General features: G+C 47.9%; 12 protein-coding genes and 3 CRISPR repeat arrays (2 of these 15 cut by a window edge). Of the genes, 5 read left to right on the plus strand and 7 right to left on the minus strand.

The features are described 5' to 3' along the window. A CRISPR array of direct repeats spans positions 1–1,283; the repeat unit is 35 nt; it begins 3,035 nt to the left of the window's first position. A 292-nt stretch (positions 1,284–1,575) separates the two neighbouring features. After that, positions 1,576–1,908 (minus strand): ParE family toxin-like protein, encoded by a 333-nt coding sequence (locus tag AC286M_RS36780; RefSeq protein WP_488209122.1) that lies wholly within the window; start codon positions 1,906–1,908, stop codon positions 1,576–1,578. Positions 1,909–1,994: 86 nt separating this feature from the next. On the opposite strand from AC286M_RS36780, the gene AC286M_RS36785 reads away from it, so the two are divergent. Further along, a protein-coding gene (locus tag AC286M_RS36785) for an IS630 family transposase (protein WP_488209123.1) occupies positions 1,995–3,127 on the plus strand; the annotation gives its coding sequence in 2 pieces (ribosomal slippage) (positions 1,995–2,424 and positions 2,424–3,127; 1,134 coding nt in all). On the opposite strand, the gene AC286M_RS36790 is transcribed toward AC286M_RS36785, so the two are convergent. The 4 genes from AC286M_RS36790 to cas1 (AC286M_RS36805) form a co-directional block, all read right to left on the minus strand. Beyond that, entirely contained in the window at positions 3,113–3,226 is a 114-nt protein-coding gene (locus tag AC286M_RS36790) for a DUF7682 family zinc-binding protein (RefSeq protein ID WP_488209124.1), read from the minus strand. The genes AC286M_RS36785 and AC286M_RS36790 overlap by 15 nt on opposite strands. Beyond that, complete coding sequence (locus AC286M_RS36795) at positions 3,223–3,609, minus strand: four helix bundle protein (protein WP_488209125.1); 387 nt, start codon at positions 3,607–3,609, stop codon at positions 3,223–3,225. Before AC286M_RS36795 ends, AC286M_RS36790 begins: the two co-directional genes overlap by 4 nt. A gap of 84 nt (positions 3,610–3,693) precedes the next feature. Beyond that, positions 3,694–3,972 (minus strand): CRISPR-associated endonuclease Cas2, encoded by a 279-nt coding sequence (gene cas2 / locus AC286M_RS36800; protein WP_488209126.1) that lies wholly within the window; start codon positions 3,970–3,972, stop codon positions 3,694–3,696. Positions 3,973–3,978: 6 nt separating this feature from the next. After that, positions 3,979–5,955: a CRISPR-associated endonuclease Cas1 gene (cas1, locus tag AC286M_RS36805; protein WP_488209127.1), complete on the minus strand. Its 1,977-nt coding sequence runs from the start codon at positions 5,953–5,955 to the stop codon at positions 3,979–3,981. Positions 5,956–6,342: 387 nt separating this feature from the next. On the opposite strand from cas1 (AC286M_RS36805), the gene AC286M_RS36810 reads away from it, so the two are divergent. The 4 genes from AC286M_RS36810 to AC286M_RS36825 all read left to right on the plus strand — a co-directional run bounded on the left by AC286M_RS36810 (position 6,343) and on the right by AC286M_RS36825 (position 15,356). Then, positions 6,343–9,987: an NACHT domain-containing protein gene (locus tag AC286M_RS36810; RefSeq protein WP_488209128.1), complete on the plus strand. Its 3,645-nt coding sequence runs from the start codon at positions 6,343–6,345 to the stop codon at positions 9,985–9,987. A gap of 431 nt (positions 9,988–10,418) precedes the next feature. After that, entirely contained in the window at positions 10,419–10,919 is a 501-nt protein-coding gene (locus AC286M_RS36815; protein WP_488209129.1) for a helix-turn-helix domain-containing protein, read from the plus strand. Beyond that, positions 10,919–11,473 (plus strand): IS630 family transposase, encoded by a 555-nt coding sequence (locus AC286M_RS36820; RefSeq protein WP_488209130.1) that lies wholly within the window; start codon positions 10,919–10,921, stop codon positions 11,471–11,473. The genes AC286M_RS36815 and AC286M_RS36820 overlap by 1 nt, the downstream gene beginning before the upstream one ends. 65 nt (positions 11,474–11,538) lie before the next feature. After that, a CRISPR array of direct repeats spans positions 11,539–14,045; the repeat unit is 35 nt; unit sequence GTTTCCATTAGTTCAACTTCCGAAGAAGTTCAAAG. Positions 14,046–14,531: 486 nt separating this feature from the next. Further along, the gene (locus tag AC286M_RS36825; protein ID WP_488209131.1) at positions 14,532–15,356 is read left to right on the plus strand and encodes a hypothetical protein; all 825 of its coding nucleotides are present in this window, start codon (positions 14,532–14,534) and stop codon (positions 15,354–15,356) included. A 53-nt stretch (positions 15,357–15,409) separates the two neighbouring features. Here the strand turns inward: AC286M_RS36825 and cas2 (AC286M_RS36830) are convergent, their stop codons facing one another. Together cas2 (AC286M_RS36830) and cas1 (AC286M_RS36835) are read right to left on the minus strand one after the other, a co-directional pair. Next, on the minus strand, positions 15,410–15,703 hold the full coding sequence (cas2, locus tag AC286M_RS36830; protein ID WP_488209132.1) for a CRISPR-associated endonuclease Cas2: 294 nt from the start codon (positions 15,701–15,703) through the stop codon (positions 15,410–15,412). A gap of 19 nt (positions 15,704–15,722) precedes the next feature. Further along, on the minus strand, positions 15,723–17,384 hold the full coding sequence (gene cas1, locus AC286M_RS36835) for a type I-MYXAN CRISPR-associated endonuclease Cas1 (protein WP_488209133.1): 1,662 nt from the start codon (positions 17,382–17,384) through the stop codon (positions 15,723–15,725). A 263-nt stretch (positions 17,385–17,647) separates the two neighbouring features. After that, positions 17,648–21,473: a CRISPR direct-repeat array (repeat unit 36 nt; unit sequence ATTTCCATTAATTCGACTTCCGAAGAAGTCATTGGG); it runs 3,329 nt beyond the window's last position.

The raw sequence follows: 21,473 nt of genomic DNA on the forward strand, positions 1-21,473 counted from the left end.
CTAAGTAATGAGTTTCCATTAATTCAACTTCCGAAGAAGTTTAGAGTTTACGGAGGCGTCACCTCCAGTGATGTCCTGCTCGACGAGTTTCCATTAATTCAACTTCCGAAGAAGTTTAGAGATTAGTCTGAGACTAGTACATACGTACTTGGCGGTTTCCATTAATTCAACTTCCGAAGAAGTTTAGAGAACACTTCTCACAGGAGCAGTTATTGTCCCGGGAGCTATCGGTTTCCATTAATTCAACTTCCGAAGAAGTTTAGAGTGTTTGTTGCTTTCGTTCTTGTTGTTCTGTTGTTGCTTTCTGTTTCCATTAATTCAACTTCCGAAGAAGTTTAGAGACGATGGGTCATCCGATGATCCATGGGGGGATTTCGAGTTTCCATTAATTCAACTTCCGAAGAAGTTTAGAGAGCATACAATCCATTCTCACGTGCCCTTGGTTTGGAGAGTTTCCATTAATTCAACTTCCGAAGAAGTTTAGAGAAGACATGTGTTCTAGTTGGAAAGCCTCAGGACAGTTTCCATTAATTCAACTTCCGAAGAAGTTTAGAGTTTATGAGTGGTTGCATCGTGTTTGGCGATTGTGCCGAGTTTCCATTAATTCAACTTCCGAAGAAGTTTAGAGAGATGATTAACCATATCGCTAACCAAGCGAAGGCCACGTTTCCATTAATTCAACTTCCGAAGAAGTTTAGAGCCATAACACTTGGGATACTTCTATTGATAGAGTGTCCAATGTTTCCATTAATTCAACTTCCGAAGAAGTTTAGAGTCCTTACGCTTATCGTAGCAGATGTGTTACGAATCGCAAGTTTCCATTAATTCAACTTCCGAAGAAGTTTAGAGGAGAATTATCTCCCTATCAAAAGGGGAGAGACGTTAGTTTCCATTAATTCAACTTCCGAAGAAGTTTAGAGTATCGGGGCAAGAATTTGATTCTGTCCCCTCAAGGACAGGTTTCCATTAATTCAACTTCCGAAGAAGTTTAGAGCAGCAGCAAGATCAACGCCTATGGGGTGAGTACTCGCAGGTTTCCATTAATTCAACTTCCGAAGAAGTTTAGAGCAGTCGAGTTGGGTCGCATTACCCGGGAACTGTCCAAGTTTCCATTAATTCAACTTCCGAAGAAGTTTAGAGATTGTATTGCGGCCAAATTCATTAGCGATTAACTGTTTCCATTAATTCAACTTCCGAAGAAGTTTAGAGTGCCTACTACTTTGCCGCAGTCCGATACAGGTAGTAGTCGTTTCCATTAATTCAACTTCCGAAGAAGTTTAGAGGGGTCGGGTTCTAGAACCCTTGCTCCGTCTACATTCTACACCCCCATTTTTCTCGGGGTCACCCCAAACCCAAAATAAATGCAAAGATCTCTCAACAACGCCCTGTGGAAAACCCCTGGAACCCTTATTCCATAAGCCTCGCGCTGGGTTCAACGAAAGAATGCGGGTTTCAGCGATCCGTAGACCCCGAGAAGAAATCGAGTATACAAACGTAAACAAGAGCAAATCGTAAATACATAGACCATAAATCACTCTGACGACCAAAAACAAGCAAAAACCAGAATTTGAGTTCTCATCTCTTTCGCGAAAACAACCGCTGGATCAGGCGTTTGGGGCTTTTCGTTAGCGGATTGTACTCCTCGTGGGAAATCACCTTCATTGGCGTTACCTGATCGCCATCATCATGACACAGCAACCGATAGCGATCCGTCACTGGAATTCTAATCACATCGTGCGACATTTTCAGCCGCTTTCCTGAGAGTTGCCAATAGCTTTTTCCCTGGTTCAATGCTGACAAAACCTGTCGCGCTTTCTTCACAATTGCCTTGGGTAAATCACTCAGATCAATCACATCCGAGCTGAATGTCGCTGCCCAATTCTGCCGTTTCGCCTGTCGGTTTTGCAAGGCTTGTTGCTTGCGCCTAGTGTTCAGTCAATAAAAGGATGACGGGTAAAAGAGTAAGATGAAGTCAGTGCAATCAAGGTGCTGACATGGTCAAAAAGTACATCGTAAGCTTAAGCGAAGCAGAACGACAAGAACTCGAACAAATGGTTAAAACGGGCAAACGAGCGGCTTACACGATCAATCATGCCCGGATTCTCCTGAAAGCGGATCGCAATCAAGCCAACGGGAGTTGGCGTGATCAGGAGATTAAAGATGCCTTTGGCCTGAGTATCAGAACGATTGAGCGAGTGCGTCAGCGATTTGTTGAGGAAGGACTGGAAGCAGCGCTGAAGTGCCGTCCCGGTGGCGGTCGAAAACGGAAAATAGATGGCGAAGTCGAGGCGCATTTGATTGCATTGCGCTGTAGCGAGGCCCCTCAGGGAAAGGGGCGATGGACGTTGCGCTTGCTAGCAGATCAGATGGTCGAGTTGAACTATGTTGAGCAACTGAGCCATGAGAGTGTGCGACAAGTGCTGAAAAAAACGAACTGCAACCCTGGCGACAAGAGTGCTGGGTAATTCCGCCTGAACAATCAGCCGAGTTTGTCTGGCGCATGGAATGCGTGTTGGAGGTGTATCAAACAGCTTACAATCCCAAGATTCCTGTGATTTGCATTGATGAGGCAACCAAACAATTAGTCAAAGAAACCCTGGTTCCCATTCCTGCTGAACGGGGACACCCCAAACGCTTCAATTATGAATATAAACGCAATGGTACAGCGAATCTGTTTATGATTTGTGAGCCAATGGTGGGATGGCGACGGGTGGAAGTGACGCAGCACCGCACGGCACTCGATTATGCTCACTTGCTCAAAACGTTGGTTGATTCAGATTATGTTCAGGCAGAGAAACTGATTGTGATTCAAGATAATCTCAATACCCATTCGCCCGCATCGCTCTACAAAGCGTTTGAGCCACAAGAAGCACAGCGAATCTTGAGTCGGTTGGACTTTTGTCATACGCCCAAGCATGGAAGTTGGTTGAATATGGCAGAAATCGAATTGAGTATTCTCAGTCGTCAATGTTTAGATCGTCGTATTCCGGATTTGGAGACGCTCAAATCCGAGGTTGATGCCTGGCAGGACAATCGTAATTACGAAGAAACCTGGATTGATTGGCGGTTTACAACAGCCGATGCCAGGGTCAAATTACATAGACTTTACCCGTCAATCATTAATTGACTGAACACTAGCCCGATCCGCGCAGCAGTGGCAATAGCGACCAAATCCCCGATGTCCACAGCGGAAGCGCTTTTTATGTTTACGACTACGATGACTCATGATGACACCACCCAGGCATCCGCATTCTCAATGAAGCGAGCTGCCGTTTTCAAGACAATCTCATACTGATGAAACGTTTCCTGACCTACTTCCGCATCCAGGTAGTTACATAAAATCGCAAACTCCAGCCAGGTTTGAGTTTCCGCTGCTTCCGCCTCCACTTCATTCAGCTTGGCTACAAACGCTTTGTGATAGCGTCGCTTCTGCCACGCTTCGGCTAAGTTAGCGCAGACCGATCGCGACGAACGAATCAACTGCTCCGTCAGCAAATAGCGCTCATTCTCTGGAAACGTCTGCGTCAGCTCAAAAATCCGCATTGCCGCTTCAAAGGCAACCTGGTACATCAACAGCTCTCGATGATCCGCAACAAAATCAGCAGACATAATTTTTCTCCAAATCATTCAAATCTTGAATAAACCTGTTCTTGCCCCCCTCTCCCGCTGGGAGAGGGGCTGGGGGTGAGGGCATCACACAATAAACGCCGCGTCATCAACTTGGCGCTCGGGCTGCATCCCCAAAATCAGCACCTTGCGGCGAGTATGGGCCGTCATCGGATAAAAGCGCACCTGGTCTTCTTCTGCTTTGATATAGCGAGTCAGCTTGCGTTGCAGCAGACCAAGCTGGTTGTCTTCCAGAACGCATTCAAACACCGACTTTTGCACCCGCAGACCATAGCCTTCCAGCAGATGAGCCACCTTGTTGCGCCGACTGGTTTTCACGATGTCGTAGCAAATCAGATAAAACATTGGTAACTACTTACTCCATCGCATCGGGCGATAGACCTCGCGCTCTCCCATCAGGCAAGTCACATATTCCCAAACCTGGAGTTCAAAACAGCGGCGATAGTTGACCTTATGCCCCGTACCGGGATGGGTCACTTTTTTGTTGAGAAACTCTTCCCACTTCTGGAGAAACTTCTTCAGCGCATCCGGCTGGAGATACACCCCACCCCGAGCATCCGGGGGCGTAAAGTCTTCTTCGGTGAAAATATTGCTGTTAATCAAATAGGCCACACAGGCATCGACCACTGGAGCACGGAATTCTTCAATCAGGTCGCACACTAACGAGGGTCGATTTTTCTGGGGCTTATGCAAATTGCCAAAATGGGTGTGCAACCCCACCGTTTCCACCATCGAGTGCAGATTCTGTGACAGCAGCGTATAGCCCAAACTAAGCAGGCTGTTCACCGGATCGGTCGGTGGCCGACGCGTCCGCTTCTCAAACTCAAATTCACCTTTCAGCAGCGACGCATAGGCGCGAAAGTAGAGGTTAGCTGCCTGCCCTTCAAAACCCAGCATCGTTTCAATCGACTCGGCCTGTTCAATCTGCTGCATCAGATTAGGAATGGCTTCAATTGCCTCTTCAGCCAGATCTGTTGGCCGCTTGCGCTGCATTCGCTTCAAGACCACTCGGCTGTTGTGCAGTTTTGCCAGGATAATGCTCTGTGCCTGTCGCTGGGTAAACTCCGGATTTTGAGCTTTTTCCACCTGCTTGGTTAGATAGTCAATTTGAGCATGACCTTCCGTATCCAATCGGCCAAAATAGCGACCGTTGCTGGCCAGATACAGCACCGGAATGCGACGTTGCAGCGCTAAACTGACGGCTCCATGAGATAAATTGCAGCAGCCAAATAGCACGACATGGCTAACCTGGTTGACGGGGACGCTAATTTTTAATTCCTGCTCATGAAACACCTGAAATTGCTTATAGCGAGCGCGTAGATATGCGCCTTGGTCGGTTACATAGAGAGTTGTCATTGGTTCACTCCAATAGGTATTGGCATCGGCAGAACGTCGCTGCCGTTTGGTTTTGACAATGCTGCATGCCTTGGGTGGGCCATAGGATTGGGCAGCCTTCGCCGCTTTGGGTTGAGCTGCCCGGATCGGATACTTGCGCTCTGGAGCAGTTACCTGTCCATTGCTAAACTGATGGCCCAGAAACGTAAACGGCTCGTGGGGAGCCAGAATCTGCGTTTTCTCAGGATGCAGCGATAGGTAGAGGTCATCCAGCAGATCGGTGATTACATCCAGCGCTCGGTGGGCCTGCATCCAGCTGGGGCTGACGACGATACAGTCATCGCCATAGCGCACCAGCGGAATCCCATATTCCAAACAGGTATGGTCAAACTGGCTGAGATAGAGATTGGCCAGTGCGCCAGACAGGCTGCTGCCCTGAAGTACGCCTTTATTAAGGAACTGCCGCCGCCCGTTGACCGAAATGCCTGCTTTGAGCTGCTGCTCCAGCAGTTGCACAGTTTCTGGCCTCAAACCCAGTGCTTCTAGCTGTTCTAGTAAGATCGGCCAAGACAGATTGTCAAAAAACTGCTGAATATCGGCTTTGACCACCCAGGCGGGCTGATGCTGGTAAAACTCCATCACTTTGGCCACGGCCTGATAGATCGACAGACCCGGACGATAGGCAAAACAGCTTTCGGAAAAGGTTTCCTCCAGATAGGGATAGATGGTCTGGAGCAGGAACCGCTGCACAATCCGGTCTTCCACGGTGGGAATACCAATTAAGCGCCGCCCACCATTTTTCTTGGGCAGCCAAATGCCCCTGGCTGGACTGGCCGCATAGGACTGTCGCCGCAGTTGAGTCTGCATCTGGCGGATTTGTGTCTGGGCAATTCCGGCAAACAAATCAACGGAGATGCCGTCGATGCCTGCGGCTTGGCTGCCTCGCTGGACGAGATGCCAAGCGGCCATTAGCTGTTCGGTCTGCACATTCATGGGCTTGTCTCCCCTTGTCGTGTCTAGGTTTGAGGCTTGTTTGGTGACCTCTGTATTTAGCTTGACAAGCCCGGATCGCAGTACAGATATGCGTTATATGGGCAGCGTGTATGAGTTGTATATGACTTTTGAGCGTCCTGTTGCACTTGGATTTGGAAGGGTATATGCCCTTGCCCTCAATTTTTCTGTTGCTGGGCCACCCTTGGCCCTCACCCCCTCAGTCCCCCTCTCCCAATAATGGGCGAGGGGGAGGCCAGACGGTTGTTTTCGGCTCTGCTTCTCCCGCTCGTTGAGAAAGGAATTGACTAGATAATTGGCAGTTTTCGCGCTATATGGGCTACTTTGGGCTAAAGTCTTGCTGATTTGTGATTGAAGGAACGCTAGCGCATGGTGGGGCGATCGCTAAAGCTATCAGAACATGGAGAACAACAGGCTCGCCAAGCCCTCGTTTATAGAAACCTGACCCAAAAAGCGATCGCAGTTGAAGAAGGCATTGCCTCTTGGTCAACCATCAACCGATTTTTTAACCGCAAACCCGTAGACCGCTTCATTTTTCAAGAAATCTGCCGGGTGCTGGATCTGGACTGGGCGGAGGTAGTAGAGCAGGAAGAGGGTCAGGCCGATGAACCAAACAGGGAAATAGAAAGCGACAAAAAACAGCAGCTATCAGAAACAACTTTCATTCCTGTTGTGCAGAGTGATCTACTGGAAAAAGTGCGATCGCAGTCTGCGGCGGCACGGGAGGCACTAACACCCCGGATTTTGGAGCGGATTTCGCGTCAGGTAGTGCGGGAGAAGTATTTGAGTGCAATTGATCGAGGGGTGACGCTGGAACGAGAGCGGCTGATTCCGATCATTGGTCCGGCTGGTTATGGCAAAAGCACGATTCTGGGCGACATCTACGATCAGCTAACGGCCAAGGGCACAGCGTGGGTCGGCCTGGTGCTGTGTAGCAACCTGTCGCTGTCAACCAACTATCTAGACAGTGTGGCCTATGGCTTAGTTTCCTCAACGTTTGCGCCACAGGCTGGTCAACCGATCAATCCTTCGGGCAGTCAGCAGACGATGATCGACCAGGCAATGGGGCAAAGTCTCTGCGGCGATCTGCGATCGCTAATTGACGTGGCTCAGGAGTTGAACCAAACGTTGGGGCGGGGTGTACTGCTAATCGATACGCTCGACCTGGTGATTAACCGGGACTTTGTGCGGATCTTTGGTGCCTTGATGCGTCAGCTTTTGGCCCAGGGAACAACGGTAGTGTTTACCTGCCGCCACCATGAATATAACGACTATCTGGAACCCGTCCATCAGCGATTGCCGGGACTGGGGCAGTCGATTGATCGCTATGCGGTGCCCAATTTTTCCACGGAGGAAATCCAGGCAGCAGCAACGGCATTTTTTCGCCGCTTGGCACCAGATGATCCCGAACGGGGACACGCGTTTGCGGATAAGGTGCTGGCACTCTCGGCAGATAACCGATCGCTGCGGGAGATTCTGGAAAATCCCCTACTGCTGGCTTTGCTGTGCGATCTGTTTGGTGCAGAGGGAAATGTGCCGCCGGATTTGACGGTGAGCAAGCTGTATCAGCGCTACTGGCAAGAGAAAGTCACCTACAGCCGGATTGACCAGAGCCACTATGCGCCACTTGCGATCGCAAAAGAGAATCTCTGTTTACGCACGGCAGAGCGACTGTTTGATCTGTCGCAAACGCGGCTGTATGAGTCGTTTTATCGTGATGAGATGGGGCTGGAGTTTACACCAGACGTGACAGCGGCCTATAGCGACTTGCTGAGTGAAGGGGTATTGACGCAGTTGCCGTCTGGCAAGCTGCATTTCTTTCACCAAACCCTGCTGGAATATGCGATCGCATATTGGCTGACGCGCCAGTCGGCTCAGGCACAGCGAGCGGAATTTTTTCGGCAATTGTCTGAACCGGATACGGTTAGAGATTCTAGTTACTGGCTGCCTGTGCTGCGGCAATTTTTGGCGATTGTGGATGAGGCGGAGTTTGAGCTGTGGACGGGATGCTTGGATTTGGAGCATATGGGCATTTTCGGGGCGGTGGCCTATGCGGCGGTTTCGCGGGATCGACCGGATGCGCTGCGGCAGTTGCTACCCGTGGCGCTGAAGCTGGGCGAAACGCATCAGCGACGATTACGGCAGGCACTGATGGCCGCTCCTCAGACGCTGATTGAGCGGATTTGGGATGTACTGCTGACGCTGCTGCGCGAGGCCGAGCATGTCACAGCCAGCAATACGGTGCAGATGATCGGTGAACTGCTGGAGCGCTGGTGGTCGGGTTTGTGGAGTTACTTACCCGATACGCTAACTGCGATCGCAGATCGACCACTGGTGGAACATGCCAAGTACAGCGATGGCTATGATGACCGAGTCCAGTTATTGGGCTGGCTGCTCCAGCCTTGTATGGCTTTGATTCAGGCTAATTCAGAGCCAGAGCTATTGCGGGCATTGCGACAGCAGGTACATTTAATGGGGCATGGCACAGCGGCGGGAGTGATTCAGTGTCACGAGTTGGCATCGCCGGAGGCGCAGCAGGATCTGTTGCGGCGATTGCTCAAAGAGCCAATACCGCGTTATGAGGATATTCGGCAGGCGCTGGCAGATTTGGTGACGGGCATGCTGCCCCAGCATGTGACTATCGGCCAGTTTCCGCTGGGCCAAACCTGGAGTGAGGTGCTGCATACGGTTTATCCCGACCAGTGGAATAAAATTCAGATTCGGGCCGTGGGGCAGTGGGCGGCGCAGGATGAGACAATCTTTCGGGCCATGCTGGATGACTATTTGTTTGGTACACCAGAGCGGATTGGTCGCAATCTGAATGCGCTGATTGAGAGTATTGAGTCGGGTGCTGGAGACTGGATGGTGCGGTGGCTTCAGGCACTCACGCCGGAGCGGCAATCAGATTTACCGCTGGATCGGTTGACCAAGCTGTTGCCGTCCAGTCCAGTCGTATCAGCACTTTCAGCAGAGACGCAGGAGGCGCTGGCTCAATGGTTGTTGCCTTACCTATCTTCTGAGCAACAGGTGCAGGTGCTCTGTCCACTGCTGAATATGCTGGCGGATGCGGCTCCGACGGCGCGGCGAGAACTGGAGTCGCGCGTGGATGGCCTACCGCCCAAGCTACGGCAGCAGATGCAGCACCAGCTTTTGCGGTTCCAGCCAATTGAAATGCATCCGCCGCTTCAGGGGATGAAGTCGAAAGACCAGCGTTTTTTGATCATGGTCTATCGGCAGCAGGCCAGCGAGCATCCGGCGGCGTTGGCAAAGCTGATTGAGGTGGCGCTGGGGAAGAGTAATGATGCAGCAGTGTCGGCTAGTCATGAGCTAGATCAGATCAGTGGGGGACAGATTAGCGTTGCTGATTTATTACCGCTATTGCGATCGCCGTTTGTCGGGGTACGGGTGAATGGGTTAGCTGCGATCGCACGTGTCTCGCAGTTGGAACCGCTATCGCTGGAGCAGATGGAGCGGGTATGTCAGCTCCTAGCGCAGGAGGATAATCAGACAGTAGTGCGCTATTTCTGTGAGCTGGCAACGGATTGGGTGCGGCGACGGCAGCGGGTGCCGGAGCCAATGGTGGGGACGCTGGCGGGGATGCTGACGCGGGTGGCGGATCGGGGTTTGCTGGAGGGCGGTTTGGGTCGGGCGCTGATTGCGGTGCTGAAAGTGATTGCGCGATCGGAGGATGCGGGGCTGGATGTGGCGCAGCTTAGCGGGGTGGTGCATCAGTTGTTGACGAGTTTGCCCGTAACGCAGATTAAGAATGGCGAGTCGGAGATGATTGATGTGCTGTGTGCGGTGCATCGGTTGCACAGTGGCTTTTTGCGGGAGCTGGTGGATGGGGATTGTCCGCTGTTGCTGGAGCGGGATTGGATGCGGAATGTGGCGGCGATTATTAAGGCGGTGCGGAAGCTGGAGGGGGAACGGTCGCCATTGTTGGATGAGGTGATGCGGCGATATGGGGATTTGCCGATGATTGAAAGTGTAATTTTGGAGACGAAGGGCATTTAGTTGAGGGTTATTTTTGAGTAGGAAAAAGCCCCTTGCTGGTTGATTTGCAAGGGGCTTTTTATAGTTTAAACTCGTTCAATTTTTAAGTTCTTTTGTAGGTTGGGTAGAGCGCTAGCGAAACCCAACAAAACCGGGATTAACGTTGGGTTTCACGTTGTTCAACCCAACCTAAGTGGGGAACTTTTGATTAAACCCGCAATCGCAACTTTTTTAGATTTCTGCCTTCATCCTTTTGCCTTCTGCCTTGATTTCCGTTTCCATTAGTTCAACTTCCGAAGAAGTTCAAAGACTCGACTTATACAGTTCCGCCAAAGAATGGGCGGAAGTTTCCATTAGTTCAACTTCCGAAGAAGTTCAAAGTCAAATTAACTTATACCAATACAAAATGAATATACTCATAATATAAAGAGTAGAGTTCATTTGGTCGGTCAATGTCTAGACCCTTCAAACTTGAGATCGCCGAAGAAGCAGAGTATCTCGAAAAAAGTCTCAAACAAGCCAGAAGCGGGAGTCAGAAAGAACGCTTGCAAATGCTGTGGTGGATCAAGAGCGGACAGATCCAACATCGCCAGGACATCAGTGAGCGATTGAGCCGCAGTCCATCGACCATTACTCGCTGGCTGTCGCGTTATCGAACCGGGGGTCTCTCAGCCTTGTTAGAAGAGAAAAAAGCTCCGGGAGCGAGCCCGCATATTCAAGGAGAAGCCCTCGAAAAACTGAAGCAGAAACTTGCCTCTGAAGAAGGATTTGGCAGCTACATTGCCATTGTGGAGTGGCTCAAGAGCGAGTGTGGACTCGACCTCAAGTACGAAACGGTGCGTCATTTCGTCAAAGAGACCCTCAAGGCGAAACTGAAGGTCCCTCGGCCTCAAAGCCTCAAGCAAGCTCCTGAAGCCATCGAGCGGTTTAAAAAAACATCCAACTTGCCCTGATGGAACTACAGAGCATCCTGCAATTGCCCGCATTACGCTATCTGGCGCAGGATGAAAGCCGCATTGGCCGAAAGACAGAGACGAAACGGGTCATCACCGCCAAAGGCGTCAAACCGATTGCCAAAGTGGAGTGGCCTCGCGAAGCCGTTTGGCTCTACGGGGTCGTCGAGCCTCTCAGTGGTTGGCACTGGACTCAGCAGTACCAACAGCTCAACTCCATCAATTTTCAGCAGTTTCTCACTGACCTCTCGCAGGCGCTCGGCGAGACGGTTGCCGTGCTGCAACTGGATCGAGCCCCCGCTCATCGCGCCAAATCCCTTGATTGGCCCGACAATATCATTCCTATTTTTCAGCCGCCTCATTGTCCAGAGTTGAATCCAATTGAGCGCTTTTGGCAATATCTCAAGGGATTATGGAAAGGAGAAAATTTTAAGACACTTGAGGCGCTCGAACAGCGAGTCAATAACGAATTAAGTCAGTTGAGCCCAGCCCAAGTTCAGTCTTTGACCTCGTTTGATTTTATCCTGGAGGCTCTGTTGCAAGCGGCCTTCTGACTGCCTCTTCTATTCTGCTTAACCTCATTTTGTATTGGTATTAGACCTCATCTGCGAGGTCACTCGTTTCCATTAGTTCAACTTCCGAAGAAGTTCAAAGTTGAGGAGTTGCAGAGTATGCAACCATTCAAGTTAGCCGTTTCCATTAGTTCAACTTCCGAAGAAGTTCAAAGTAGATCTCCCGTCGACTTGGAACTTTGAAAATGGTTTCCATTAGTTCAACTTCCGAAGAAGTTCAAAGTTTTACCCAAGCTGCTCGTTCATCTGAGTCAATTGGATAGTTTCCATTAGTTCAACTTCCGAAGAAGTTCAAAGGGTCCGGTAACGCAAGTTTCACTGAAGCTTATGGAGAAATGTTTCCATTAGTTCAACTTCCGAAGAAGTTCAAAGTCTACGACCAGAATGGTGTCGACCTAACTAGCTAGTTTCCATTAGTTCAACTTCCGAAGAAGTTCAAAGCTGTAGCAATGTCTCGTACCGACGGTGGGCCTTACTGGTTTCCATTAGTTCAACTTCCGAAGAAGTTCAAAGGATGAGTTATGTGCAATTTATAATTGTGCAAGCCAGTGTTTCCATTAGTTCAACTTCCGAAGAAGTTCAAAGTACTAATGTGCTCTCTAATCTTTGGAGGCTTATTTTGTTTCCATTAGTTCAACTTCCGAAGAAGTTCAAAGCGCAAAATATCGTGATGGCGATTACGCCTATCACATTGTGTTTCCATTAGTTCAACTTCCGAAGAAGTTCAAAGAGTTCGGTGACCGGGTCTTGTTCAATGTGTGTGGTAATGTTTCCATTAGTTCAACTTCCGAAGAAGTTCAAAGACCAAGGTAGAAGTTGAAAAGCATTTATTGCAGGGGAAGTTTCCATTAGTTCAACTTCCGAAGAAGTTCAAAGCATTCCCTCCATCTGAAGTAAATGGAGTGGATACTTTGTAGTTTCCATTAGTTCAACTTCCGAAGAAGTTCAAAGGATAGGACTATAGTCCTCGATGAAACCATTGACCCGTTTCCATTAGTTCAACTTCCGAAGAAGTTCAAAGCATTTGCAACAGTAGTAGGATTTCAAACCTTAGTTTAGTTTCCATTAGTTCAACTTCCGAAGAAGTTCAAAGGTGTAGGACTGTCAGCAGTCACTTTGGGAGCGGCCCTGTTCCGTTTCCATTAGTTCAACTTCCGAAGAAGTTCAAAGTGCGTCAGCAGGCTATCCGTGATCTCTACGCTTTGGTTTCCATTAGTTCAACTTCCGAAGAAGTTCAAAGGTGACGCTGGTGATGGGATGGCGCAATATGACGCTATGGTTTCCATTAGTTCAACTTCCGAAGAAGTTCAAAGCACAAACCCGTAAGGTACGTGTAAATCTTGAAGAATTTGTTTCCATTAGTTCAACTTCCGAAGAAGTTCAAAGGTTCGCCGCTTGGTTGTTGCTAGCACTACTGTTGCTGGGTTTCTATTAGTTCAACTTCCGAAGAAGTTCAAAGTCCTAGGAACTTCATTGAGACTGAACGATATGGGACTTAGTTTCCATTAGTTCAACTTCCGAAGAAGTTCAAAGTTTCAAATGACGATTGCAATTCGTTCCAACCGTGCTCTAGGTTTCCATTAGTTCAACTTCCGAAGAAGTTCAAAGTTAGCTGTCCAACTGGCTTGGGAGAAATCGCAGAACGGATGTTTCCATTAGTTCAACTTCCGAAGAAGTTCAAAGTTCTGTTGCTATCACATGGAATTAACGGCTTACGCTGTGGTTTCCATTAGTTCAACTTCCGAAGAAGTTCAAAGCTGTTTTGGAGTTTAGCGGAAAAACGCTGAATTACCATACGGTTTCCATTAGTTCAACTTCCGAAGAAGTTCAAAGTGCATATGTACCCCCGCAGCCTCAGCGCTCACGCCAGTAGTTTCCATTAGTTCAACTTCCGAAGAAGTTCAAAGCTCAAGTTACTCCCGCGACGGTACCGGCTCAAGTTACTGTTTCCATTAGTTCAACTTCCGAAGAAGTTCAAAGTTTGGTACGCTAACGGTACAGAACGCACCAATTTTGAGTTTCCATTAGTTCAACTTCCGAAGAAGTTCAAAGAAGCGATTTTGAGAATTGTATTATGTCCTGACGGCCTAGTAAGTTTCCATTAGTTCAACTTCCGAAGAAGTTCAAAGTTGTCTTGAGGAAGAACAGGAAACATGTACCCGTGTTTCCATTAGTTCAACTTCCGAAGAAGTTCAAAGATTTAATCTTCGTATCTGAGATGTCGGGTACATCGAGTTTCCATTAGTTCAACTTCCGAAGAAGTTCAAAGGTTCGGATACACTGAGGAAGTAGACCAAGTTAATTTGTTTCCATTAGTTCAACTTCCGAAGAAGTTCAAAGGATGTATGAAGCGATTTGCCAAGGCTAATCACTAAGTTTCCATTAGTTCAACTTCCGAAGAAGTTCAAAGTATACACTTAGTAGAATCTTGCTAGATGTCCTACAGGTTTCCATTAGTTCAACTTCCGAAGAAGTTCAAAGCTTGCCCTGACAGCTTCTACTCTCGGGGCTGCCTTTCTGTTTCCATTAGTTCAACTTCCGAAGAAGTTCAAAGGGTCGGGTTCTAGAACCCTTGCCTCGCCTACATTCTACACCCCCATTTTTCTCGGGGTCACCCCAAACCTAAAATTAATGCAAAGCTTTCTCAATAATGCCCTATGAAAAACCCCTGAAACCCTTATCCCGTCAGCCTCGCGCTGGGTTCGACGAAAGAATGCGGGTTTCAGCGATCCACAGACCCCGAGAAGAAACCGAGCATTTGCAAGCTCTAGCCACATAATGCCTAATTATTGCCTTTAATCTACGCTCACCACCCAAAACGCCCATAAATCTTATTTTGCCCAAAATCAGCCACCCTCATCCCGATGATTCAGAACCACAGATTACCCCTCTACCAGCACCCTGATATCGCCTTTATTCAATCCAAAATCGCCAATCCAAAATCCAAAATCGCCACCACATTAACCTCCATCAAAAAACACCACCCAACCCCCAAAGACTCACTATAATTAGCCCCAGCAAACTAACGAATAACCTCACTATGGATTGGCTCCCCTGGCTCGATGTTGCCCACTCCCTCCACTGGCTCTCTCAAACACCTACGCCAACTCCACCGCCCAGCCCCACTGCCACCGAACTCGAACTGCTCAGACAGCAAATCGACTTCCTCAAAGAAGCCAACGCCTCCCTCGCCGACAACTTTGATCGCTACGTCAACATGATGCAGCTCAGCATTGGCGTAGCAGGAGGAGTCATTCTGGCTCTGGGGGCAGCGCTCTCTGTGAAGAACCTAAATGACTTTAACTCCGCCCTCAGAGGAATCAATAGCAAAGTGCGCGAAGCCGTCGATCAACGAATCGCTATCGCCATCCGCAGTGAACGACAACGCCTCAATCGCCTCGAAGCCGTCCTCGACCGCGAAGACACCCCAGAGCGGATCACAATTGATTATGTTGTCCCTGCTCAAAAGCCACGGCAGCCAAAGAAAGAACTCAACATTTTGCTCAAAATTCTAGAAAACCGAGGCTTCGGAACCTTCTTGAAATATGAATCCGAATTTCAAGAGCCGAACTCAACCCAGCACAAATCCGAATTTGGAGCTGATGTTGTAGTTCTTGATCTCCATCATGCTGGTCTAGACAACGATATAGATAAGGATAAAGCCGAAGCGGTGATCCGAGCCGTTGGAGCCAAACTGCGATCAACTGAGCCATCGGCACTGGTCGTTTATGGCAACGGTTACTTTGATGCCGTCACTCAGCTTAATCGGGATGATAAGTACTGTGGCGCATCCAACACCCCTCTAACCTTTGTCGCCAGAGTCCTAGAAGCAGCTTACGTCGTTGATGCCGTAAAAAGGTTGTAAACGCCCTCACCCTGGCCCTCTCCCGCGAGGAGAGGGAACAAGAAATGAGTTGATTACACCACCATATGCAGCTCTGGCCTAACCTGCCACGCATCAGGCCGATTACACGCCTGAATTCGCTCCACGCAGCGGTTACACAAACCCACAATCAGCAAACTATCCTCATCCACCAAAATTTGCTCCAACTGCCAGCGCAGCAATTCGCGATCGCGCTGATTTAGCCGTATCCGAAAAATAGAATATTGCAGCGTTTCACCATAGCCCTTCAGTAGCTTATGCGCCTTGCGCCAGCGCTTCGGATCGCGAATGTCGTAGCAAATCAAATAGTCGTGTTTCGGTTCCGCCATTGGTTTACCTCATTGCATCTCATCGCAACACCAGTTGAGCAAACAAGCCGCCTTCACCTAACCATTCCTTCTCTAGCAGTCGCACTTCCAGCTCAATCAACCGCCGATAGGTCAGCGAATGCTGCACGATTGGGTGCTTCCAGGTGTCCTCCTTCCGCCGCTCATACAGATCAATCAGCTTGCGGCGACCCGCATCACTCAGCCACACCTGCTCATCCGTAATCTCAAAATCGGTTTCAGGATGCCACTGGTTGCGATTAATCGCCGCCACAATTGGCATATCCACCAGCGGTACCCGAAAGATCTCCATCAAATCCAGCGCTAACGGCGACACCTGCCGCTGCGGCTGATGATAAAAGCCGATGGCAGGCTCCAAGCCAACCGCCAAAATTGCATTCATTACATCCTTCAGCAACAGCGCATAGCCAAAGCCCAACATGGCATTGAAGCGATCCTTAGGTGGGCGACGATTACGGCTAGCAAACTGAAATTCTGGTGCCGCTGTCGGTGCTAATAATTGTGGTAAAGCCTTGAAGTACAAAGCCGCCAAGTTTCCCTCTAAACCTAGCAGCGATGCTAGTGAATCCACCTGTGGGATCTGCTTCAATACCCGCTGCATCTGCTGAATCGCCTGCTCCAGTTCTGGATTCGCCGTCCCTGCATTGCGCTGTCCCCGCATCAAAAACTTGCGCTGGCTCTGCCCCCGACAGATCACCAACTGTTGCGCCAAATTCAAGCACAGCTCTGGCTTCGTCAACGCCTGATACTGTCGCAAGCGTCGCTGAATCTGTCCCTGCCCAGCATTGAAACTGCCCAGATATCGTCCCCGACTGGAGACAAAATGCAATCCCACATCCCGCTCTGCACAAAAGTACATCGCCTGGGTCGAAATCTGCACGTAGCCATGCAGCACCAATTGCCCAACCTGCCGAGACGGTAAGGCCATCTCGCCCCCATCTCGCTTGGTGATCTTGAACTGCTCCCCGCTTTTGCCAATCACCGTTCCCGCCTCGGTGACATGGACAATTTGGCGTTCATCATCCACTGGAAACAACCACAGCGGCTTGCTGGTCTCTCCCTGAGCTAGGCGCGTTGCGTTGGGCAAGCAAACATTCACGACCGAACAGCGATCGCACAAGTTTTCATTGGTTGCAATTGGTGGACGCTCAGTGGCAACCTGCAACCGCTGTACCTGCTCTAGTACCGCCTGCACATCCTGTCGCGCTGCATCATCAAACGGTACATGCACTAACACATTATCGGCATGGTAGCGAATCCGGCATTCTGGCACGGTGTAGCCCAATTCGGCTTCGATCAGACAGGCATAGGCTAAAACTTGAATGCGATCGCTCTCCCAGGCTTGCGGCTGATTCTGCTCATCCCGATAGGATCGGCCTTTTTTGTGTTCGTAGGGAATCGCTTGTCCAGACTTTATCTTCAAAACATCAACTCTTCCTCTTAAGCCCAAATCGGCATTTTCTAGCACAAATTGCTGCCATTCATTGCCACCATCACGCTCTAGTTCTGTATGAAGCCGCAAGCCAGAATATACATCAGCGTTTGGAGTATGAACGCCTTCTACTTCTTGCAAATAAAACTGGCGTGGGCAATAAAGAAAAGCTTTGAGCGCACTAGCGTTGATAATCTCGTTCGATGAATGCAGAGTGTCTAATGCTTTCATGATTAATTCTCATAAAATCAAATCACAAAGTACCAGTTAATTCAGTACAAAAAGTTGCGATTTGCTTTACCTTCTATCTGTTCATTAACCCCAGAAAATCTGGCTCATGCCTGGGCAATCCTGCAGATCTTTTTCTGCGAATACATCTGTATTTCTTGGAAATCATCTAGATACAGTTGATCTAATTGATATATTAAAACTTAATTTTTGGTTTTATTTCTAATAAAAATGGAAACGAGATTTTGGGTATTACCCAAAATCTCGTTTCCATTAATTCGACTTCCGAAGAAGTCATTGGGGCTAGCAGCTAACGGAGTCTCTATCGATCCGATGGCAGTTTCCATTAATTCGACTTCCGAAGAAGTCATTGGGGCAAACGGAATCCAGGACTCATCCGCCATGCAGATCGTTTCCATTAACTCGACTTCCGAAGAAGTCATTGGGTTATCCAGAGTAAACTACCAAGAACTTTACGAGTATTACAAGTTTCCATTAATTCGACTTCCGAAGAAGTCATTGGGAAAAAACTTGTAGCCGATTATGAATGGTTACGAGAGTTTCCATTAATTCGACTTCCGAAGAAGTCATTGGGAGGTTTTGTTTACTGTGTGATAACCAAAAAAGCTTGGAAAAGGTTTCCATTAATTCGACTTCCGAAGAAGTCATTGGGTTGCGAAGAGCGAGGTTGTGTATTATCGGATAGCCTAACGTTTCCATTAATTCGACTTCCGAAGAAGTCATTGGGCTGCCCAAATTTACCACCACGGCAGTTGCTGCCAGTTTCCATTAATTCGACTTCCGAAGAAGTCATTGGGATGATTATGCATTGGTACACCGCAGCTGATGGTCAGCATGTTTCCATTAATTCGACTTCCGAAGAAGTCATTGGGACAAAGGTAAGCCCGTTAAGCATCTGCGACTAAACATGTTTCCATTAATTCGACTTCCGAAGAAGTCATTGGGTCCAGTTTGACCCGCGTTGGCGCTCAATTTACTAGCCAGGTTTCCATTAATTCGACTTCCGAAGAAGTCATTGGGAATTATTATTGCCAAACGATTTGAAGGTTCCGATTTACCGTTTCCATTAATTCGACTTCCGAAGAAGTCATTGGGCAAGAAAGTAAGTAATGAAATAGAAAAAGATCTGACGTTTCCATTAATTCGACTTCCGAAGAAGTCATTGGGACTCCATAACGTAATGATGAACAAGCAGAACGCTATCCGTATTAGGTTTCCATTAATTCGACTTCCGAAGAAGTCATTGGGGATGTCGAAATAGTCATTCATGGAGTTAAAAACATAATCATGCGTTTCCATTAATTCGACTTCCGAAGAAGTCATTGGGGGTATTCCAGCCCTGCCATGATTGCGATCGCAAGTAGGGTGAAGTTTCCATTAATTCGACTTCCGAAGAAGTCATTGGGTAGCGAAAGCGAAAGTAAATAAAGACATTAGCGGAGGCAGTATGCCGTTTCCATTAATTCGACTTCCGAAGAAGTCATCGGGAAACCTACGACCAATTGTGGATTAGCCTGGGATATAATTTCCATTAATTCGACTTCCGAAGAAGTCATTGGGCTCACTATTGGAGGTGTTGATGTAAGTAGCTATTTCCATTAATTCGACTTCCGAAGAAGTCATTGGGGGGCGTGGCTATCAATGCCACTACAATCAACTATGAATTTCCATTAATTCGACTTCCGAAGAAGTCATTGGGGGCCAAAAAGTTATTCTCTTCAGATTCTGAACAGCCCATATTTCCATGAATTCGACTTCCGAAGAAGTCATTGGGAGAGCGATGTAGGCAAAAGCTTGATCGGATCAAGTCTGAGTTCCAATTTCCATTAATTCGACTTCCGAAGAAGTCATTGGGTGGGGGCAAGAAGGGTGGGCGACTAGGTGCCACCACTCCAATTTCCATTAATTCGACTTCCGAAGAAGTCATTGGGTCAGGCTGTTACTGCTCCTGAAATCTTGCCAACCGGATACATTTCCATTAATTCGACTTCCGAAGAAGTCATTGGGTGTAGACCAAGATGCAATGCAGCTTATTGCGCATTTCCATTAATTCGACTTCCGAAGAAGTCATTGGGGAGAGGACTATCTACGCCCGCTTAAGCTTCAGCCTCGAATTATATTTCCATTAATTCGACTTCCGAAGAAGTCATTGGGCTACTGCATTGTTGGAGATTTTAGGGATTTAAGGAATTTCCATTAATTCGACTTCCGAAGAAGTCATTGGGTATTCCAATATCCCGGATTTCTTTGACGCAGACGGGAAATTTCCATTAATTCGACTTCCGAAGAAGTCATTGGGTCATGACCGAACTACGAAAAACAACCCACCCCATGCGATTTCCATTAATTCGACTTCCGAAGAAGTCATTGGGCTTCACCCATAGGGGGGCGTGAAGCAGCGTCTGAATAATTTCCATTAATTCGACTTCCGAAGAAGTCATTGGGTTACATTTATTTTGTCATAGTTATAAACTGATTTAACTAATTTCCATTAATTCGACTTCCGAAGAAGTCATTGGGTCTAAATCTCCCTGTTTAATGACGACTTTCTCAGGAATTTCCATTAATTCGACTTCCGAAGAAGTCATTGGGTTGTCGGCAATGGTTATTAACCAAAGCTTTCCCATCTATTTCCATTAATTCGACTTCCGAAGAAGTCATTGGGACGTAGAACGCAGTGAATTTTTGGTTGATCTGGTTCAGCTTTTAATATTTCCATTAATTCGACTTCCGAAGAAGTCATTGGGACAAACAACAACTTTAGTCATTAAGATAGACTTAACAACTTATTTCCATTAATTCGACTTCCGAAGAAGTCATTGGGAATACGAAATTATCGAGCCAATTTATATTGATTAAAATTTCCATTAATTCGACTTCCGAAGAAGTCATTGGGTTGGGAGCGAACTTGCGATCGAGTCGGCCCAACTCCCCCAATTTCCATTAATTCGACTTCCGAAGAAGTCATTGGGTTTACACCTATGGCGGATACCGGACATTTGAGGACCCCAATTTCCATTAATTCGACTTCCGAAGAAGTCATTGGGCTGATAGTTACATTATGAGTGAAAAGTTAACTTATTTTTGATTTCCATTAATTCGACTTCCGAAGAAGTCATTGGGGAAGTTAGTAGTGAAGTAAGCACAAGAGCAATCTATCAATTTCCATTAATTCGACTTCCGAAGAAGTCATTGGGTTACCCGTTATTTCGATGTGACTATTAACGGAGTTAAAATTTCCATTAATTCGACTTCCGAAGAAGTCATTGGGAGACTGAACAACTACCGTACTTAGGAGAATGACCGATATTTCCATTAATTCGACTTCCGAAGAAGTCATTGGGAAACCGAGTGTTGAGGCGGACATACGAGAACGTTGCTGGCGATTTCCATTAATTCGACTTCCGAAGAAGTCATTGGGTGGTCAGCAGGTCACGGCGACCATCGGCGAAATCGAGAGATTTCCATTAATTCGACTTCCGAAGAAGTCATTGGGGCGACTGACCCAGGATGAAAAAAGCGATCTGGAATTCCTCAGATTTCCATTAATTCGACTTCCGAAGAAGTCATTGGGTATTTCACCCCTCACCCCTGGCACGGTTACGCTAATTTCCATTAATTCGACTTCCGAAGAAGTCATTGGGCAGACGAGATCAAGGAGTACTTTGAAACAGAACTGCGACTGAATTTCCATTAATTCGACTTCCGAAGAAGTCATTGGGTTACGAGAAGTGCGCGGTATTGGCCCTAAGAACTTTGATTTCCATTAATTCGACTTCCGAAGAAGTCATTGGGGCTTATTTAGGATTGTATCTGGATTCTGGGTTATTTCCATTAATTCGACTTCCGAAGAAGTCATTGGGCACCCGCACTAGACCGCCCCACTTTTTGTCAGCCTCCCAAATTTCCATTAATTCGACTTCCGAAGAAGTCATTGGGTACTGGGTGCCCTTTCAAAAGGTTGTTGATTTACTATTTCCATTAATTCGACTTCCGAAGAAGTCATTGGGCAATCGCACTCCAGCCCAACATTCAAGCGGTGGCTGAATTTCCATTAATTCGACTTCCGAA

The sequence above is a fragment of the Thainema salinarum CENA647 genome (genome assembly GCF_057732415.1).

Bases quoted from the DNA above. Each gene is read 5' to 3' on its own strand.
- AC286M_RS36790 (WP_488209124.1), bottom strand. From the start codon at position 3,226: ATGAGTCATCGTAGTCGTAAACATAAAAAGCGCTTCCGCTGTGGACAT.
- cas1 (WP_488209127.1), bottom strand. From the start codon at position 5,955: ATGAATGTGCAGACCGAACAGCTAATGGCCGCTTGGCATCTCGTCCAG.
- AC286M_RS36815 (WP_488209129.1), top strand. From the start codon at position 10,419: ATGTCTAGACCCTTCAAACTTGAGATCGCCGAAGAAGCAGAGTATCTC.
- AC286M_RS36825 (WP_488209131.1), top strand. From the start codon at position 14,532: ATGGATTGGCTCCCCTGGCTCGATGTTGCCCACTCCCTCCACTGGCTC.
- AC286M_RS36795 (WP_488209125.1), bottom strand. From the start codon at position 3,609: ATGTCTGCTGATTTTGTTGCGGATCATCGAGAGCTGTTGATGTACCAG.
- cas1 (WP_488209133.1), bottom strand. From the start codon at position 17,384: ATGAAAGCATTAGACACTCTGCATTCATCGAACGAGATTATCAACGCT.
- AC286M_RS36820 (WP_488209130.1), top strand. From the start codon at position 10,919: ATGGAACTACAGAGCATCCTGCAATTGCCCGCATTACGCTATCTGGCG.
- cas2 (WP_488209126.1), bottom strand. From the start codon at position 3,972: ATGTTTTATCTGATTTGCTACGACATCGTGAAAACCAGTCGGCGCAAC.
- AC286M_RS36810 (WP_488209128.1), top strand. From the start codon at position 6,343: ATGGTGGGGCGATCGCTAAAGCTATCAGAACATGGAGAACAACAGGCT.
- cas2 (WP_488209132.1), bottom strand. From the start codon at position 15,703: ATGGCGGAACCGAAACACGACTATTTGATTTGCTACGACATTCGCGAT.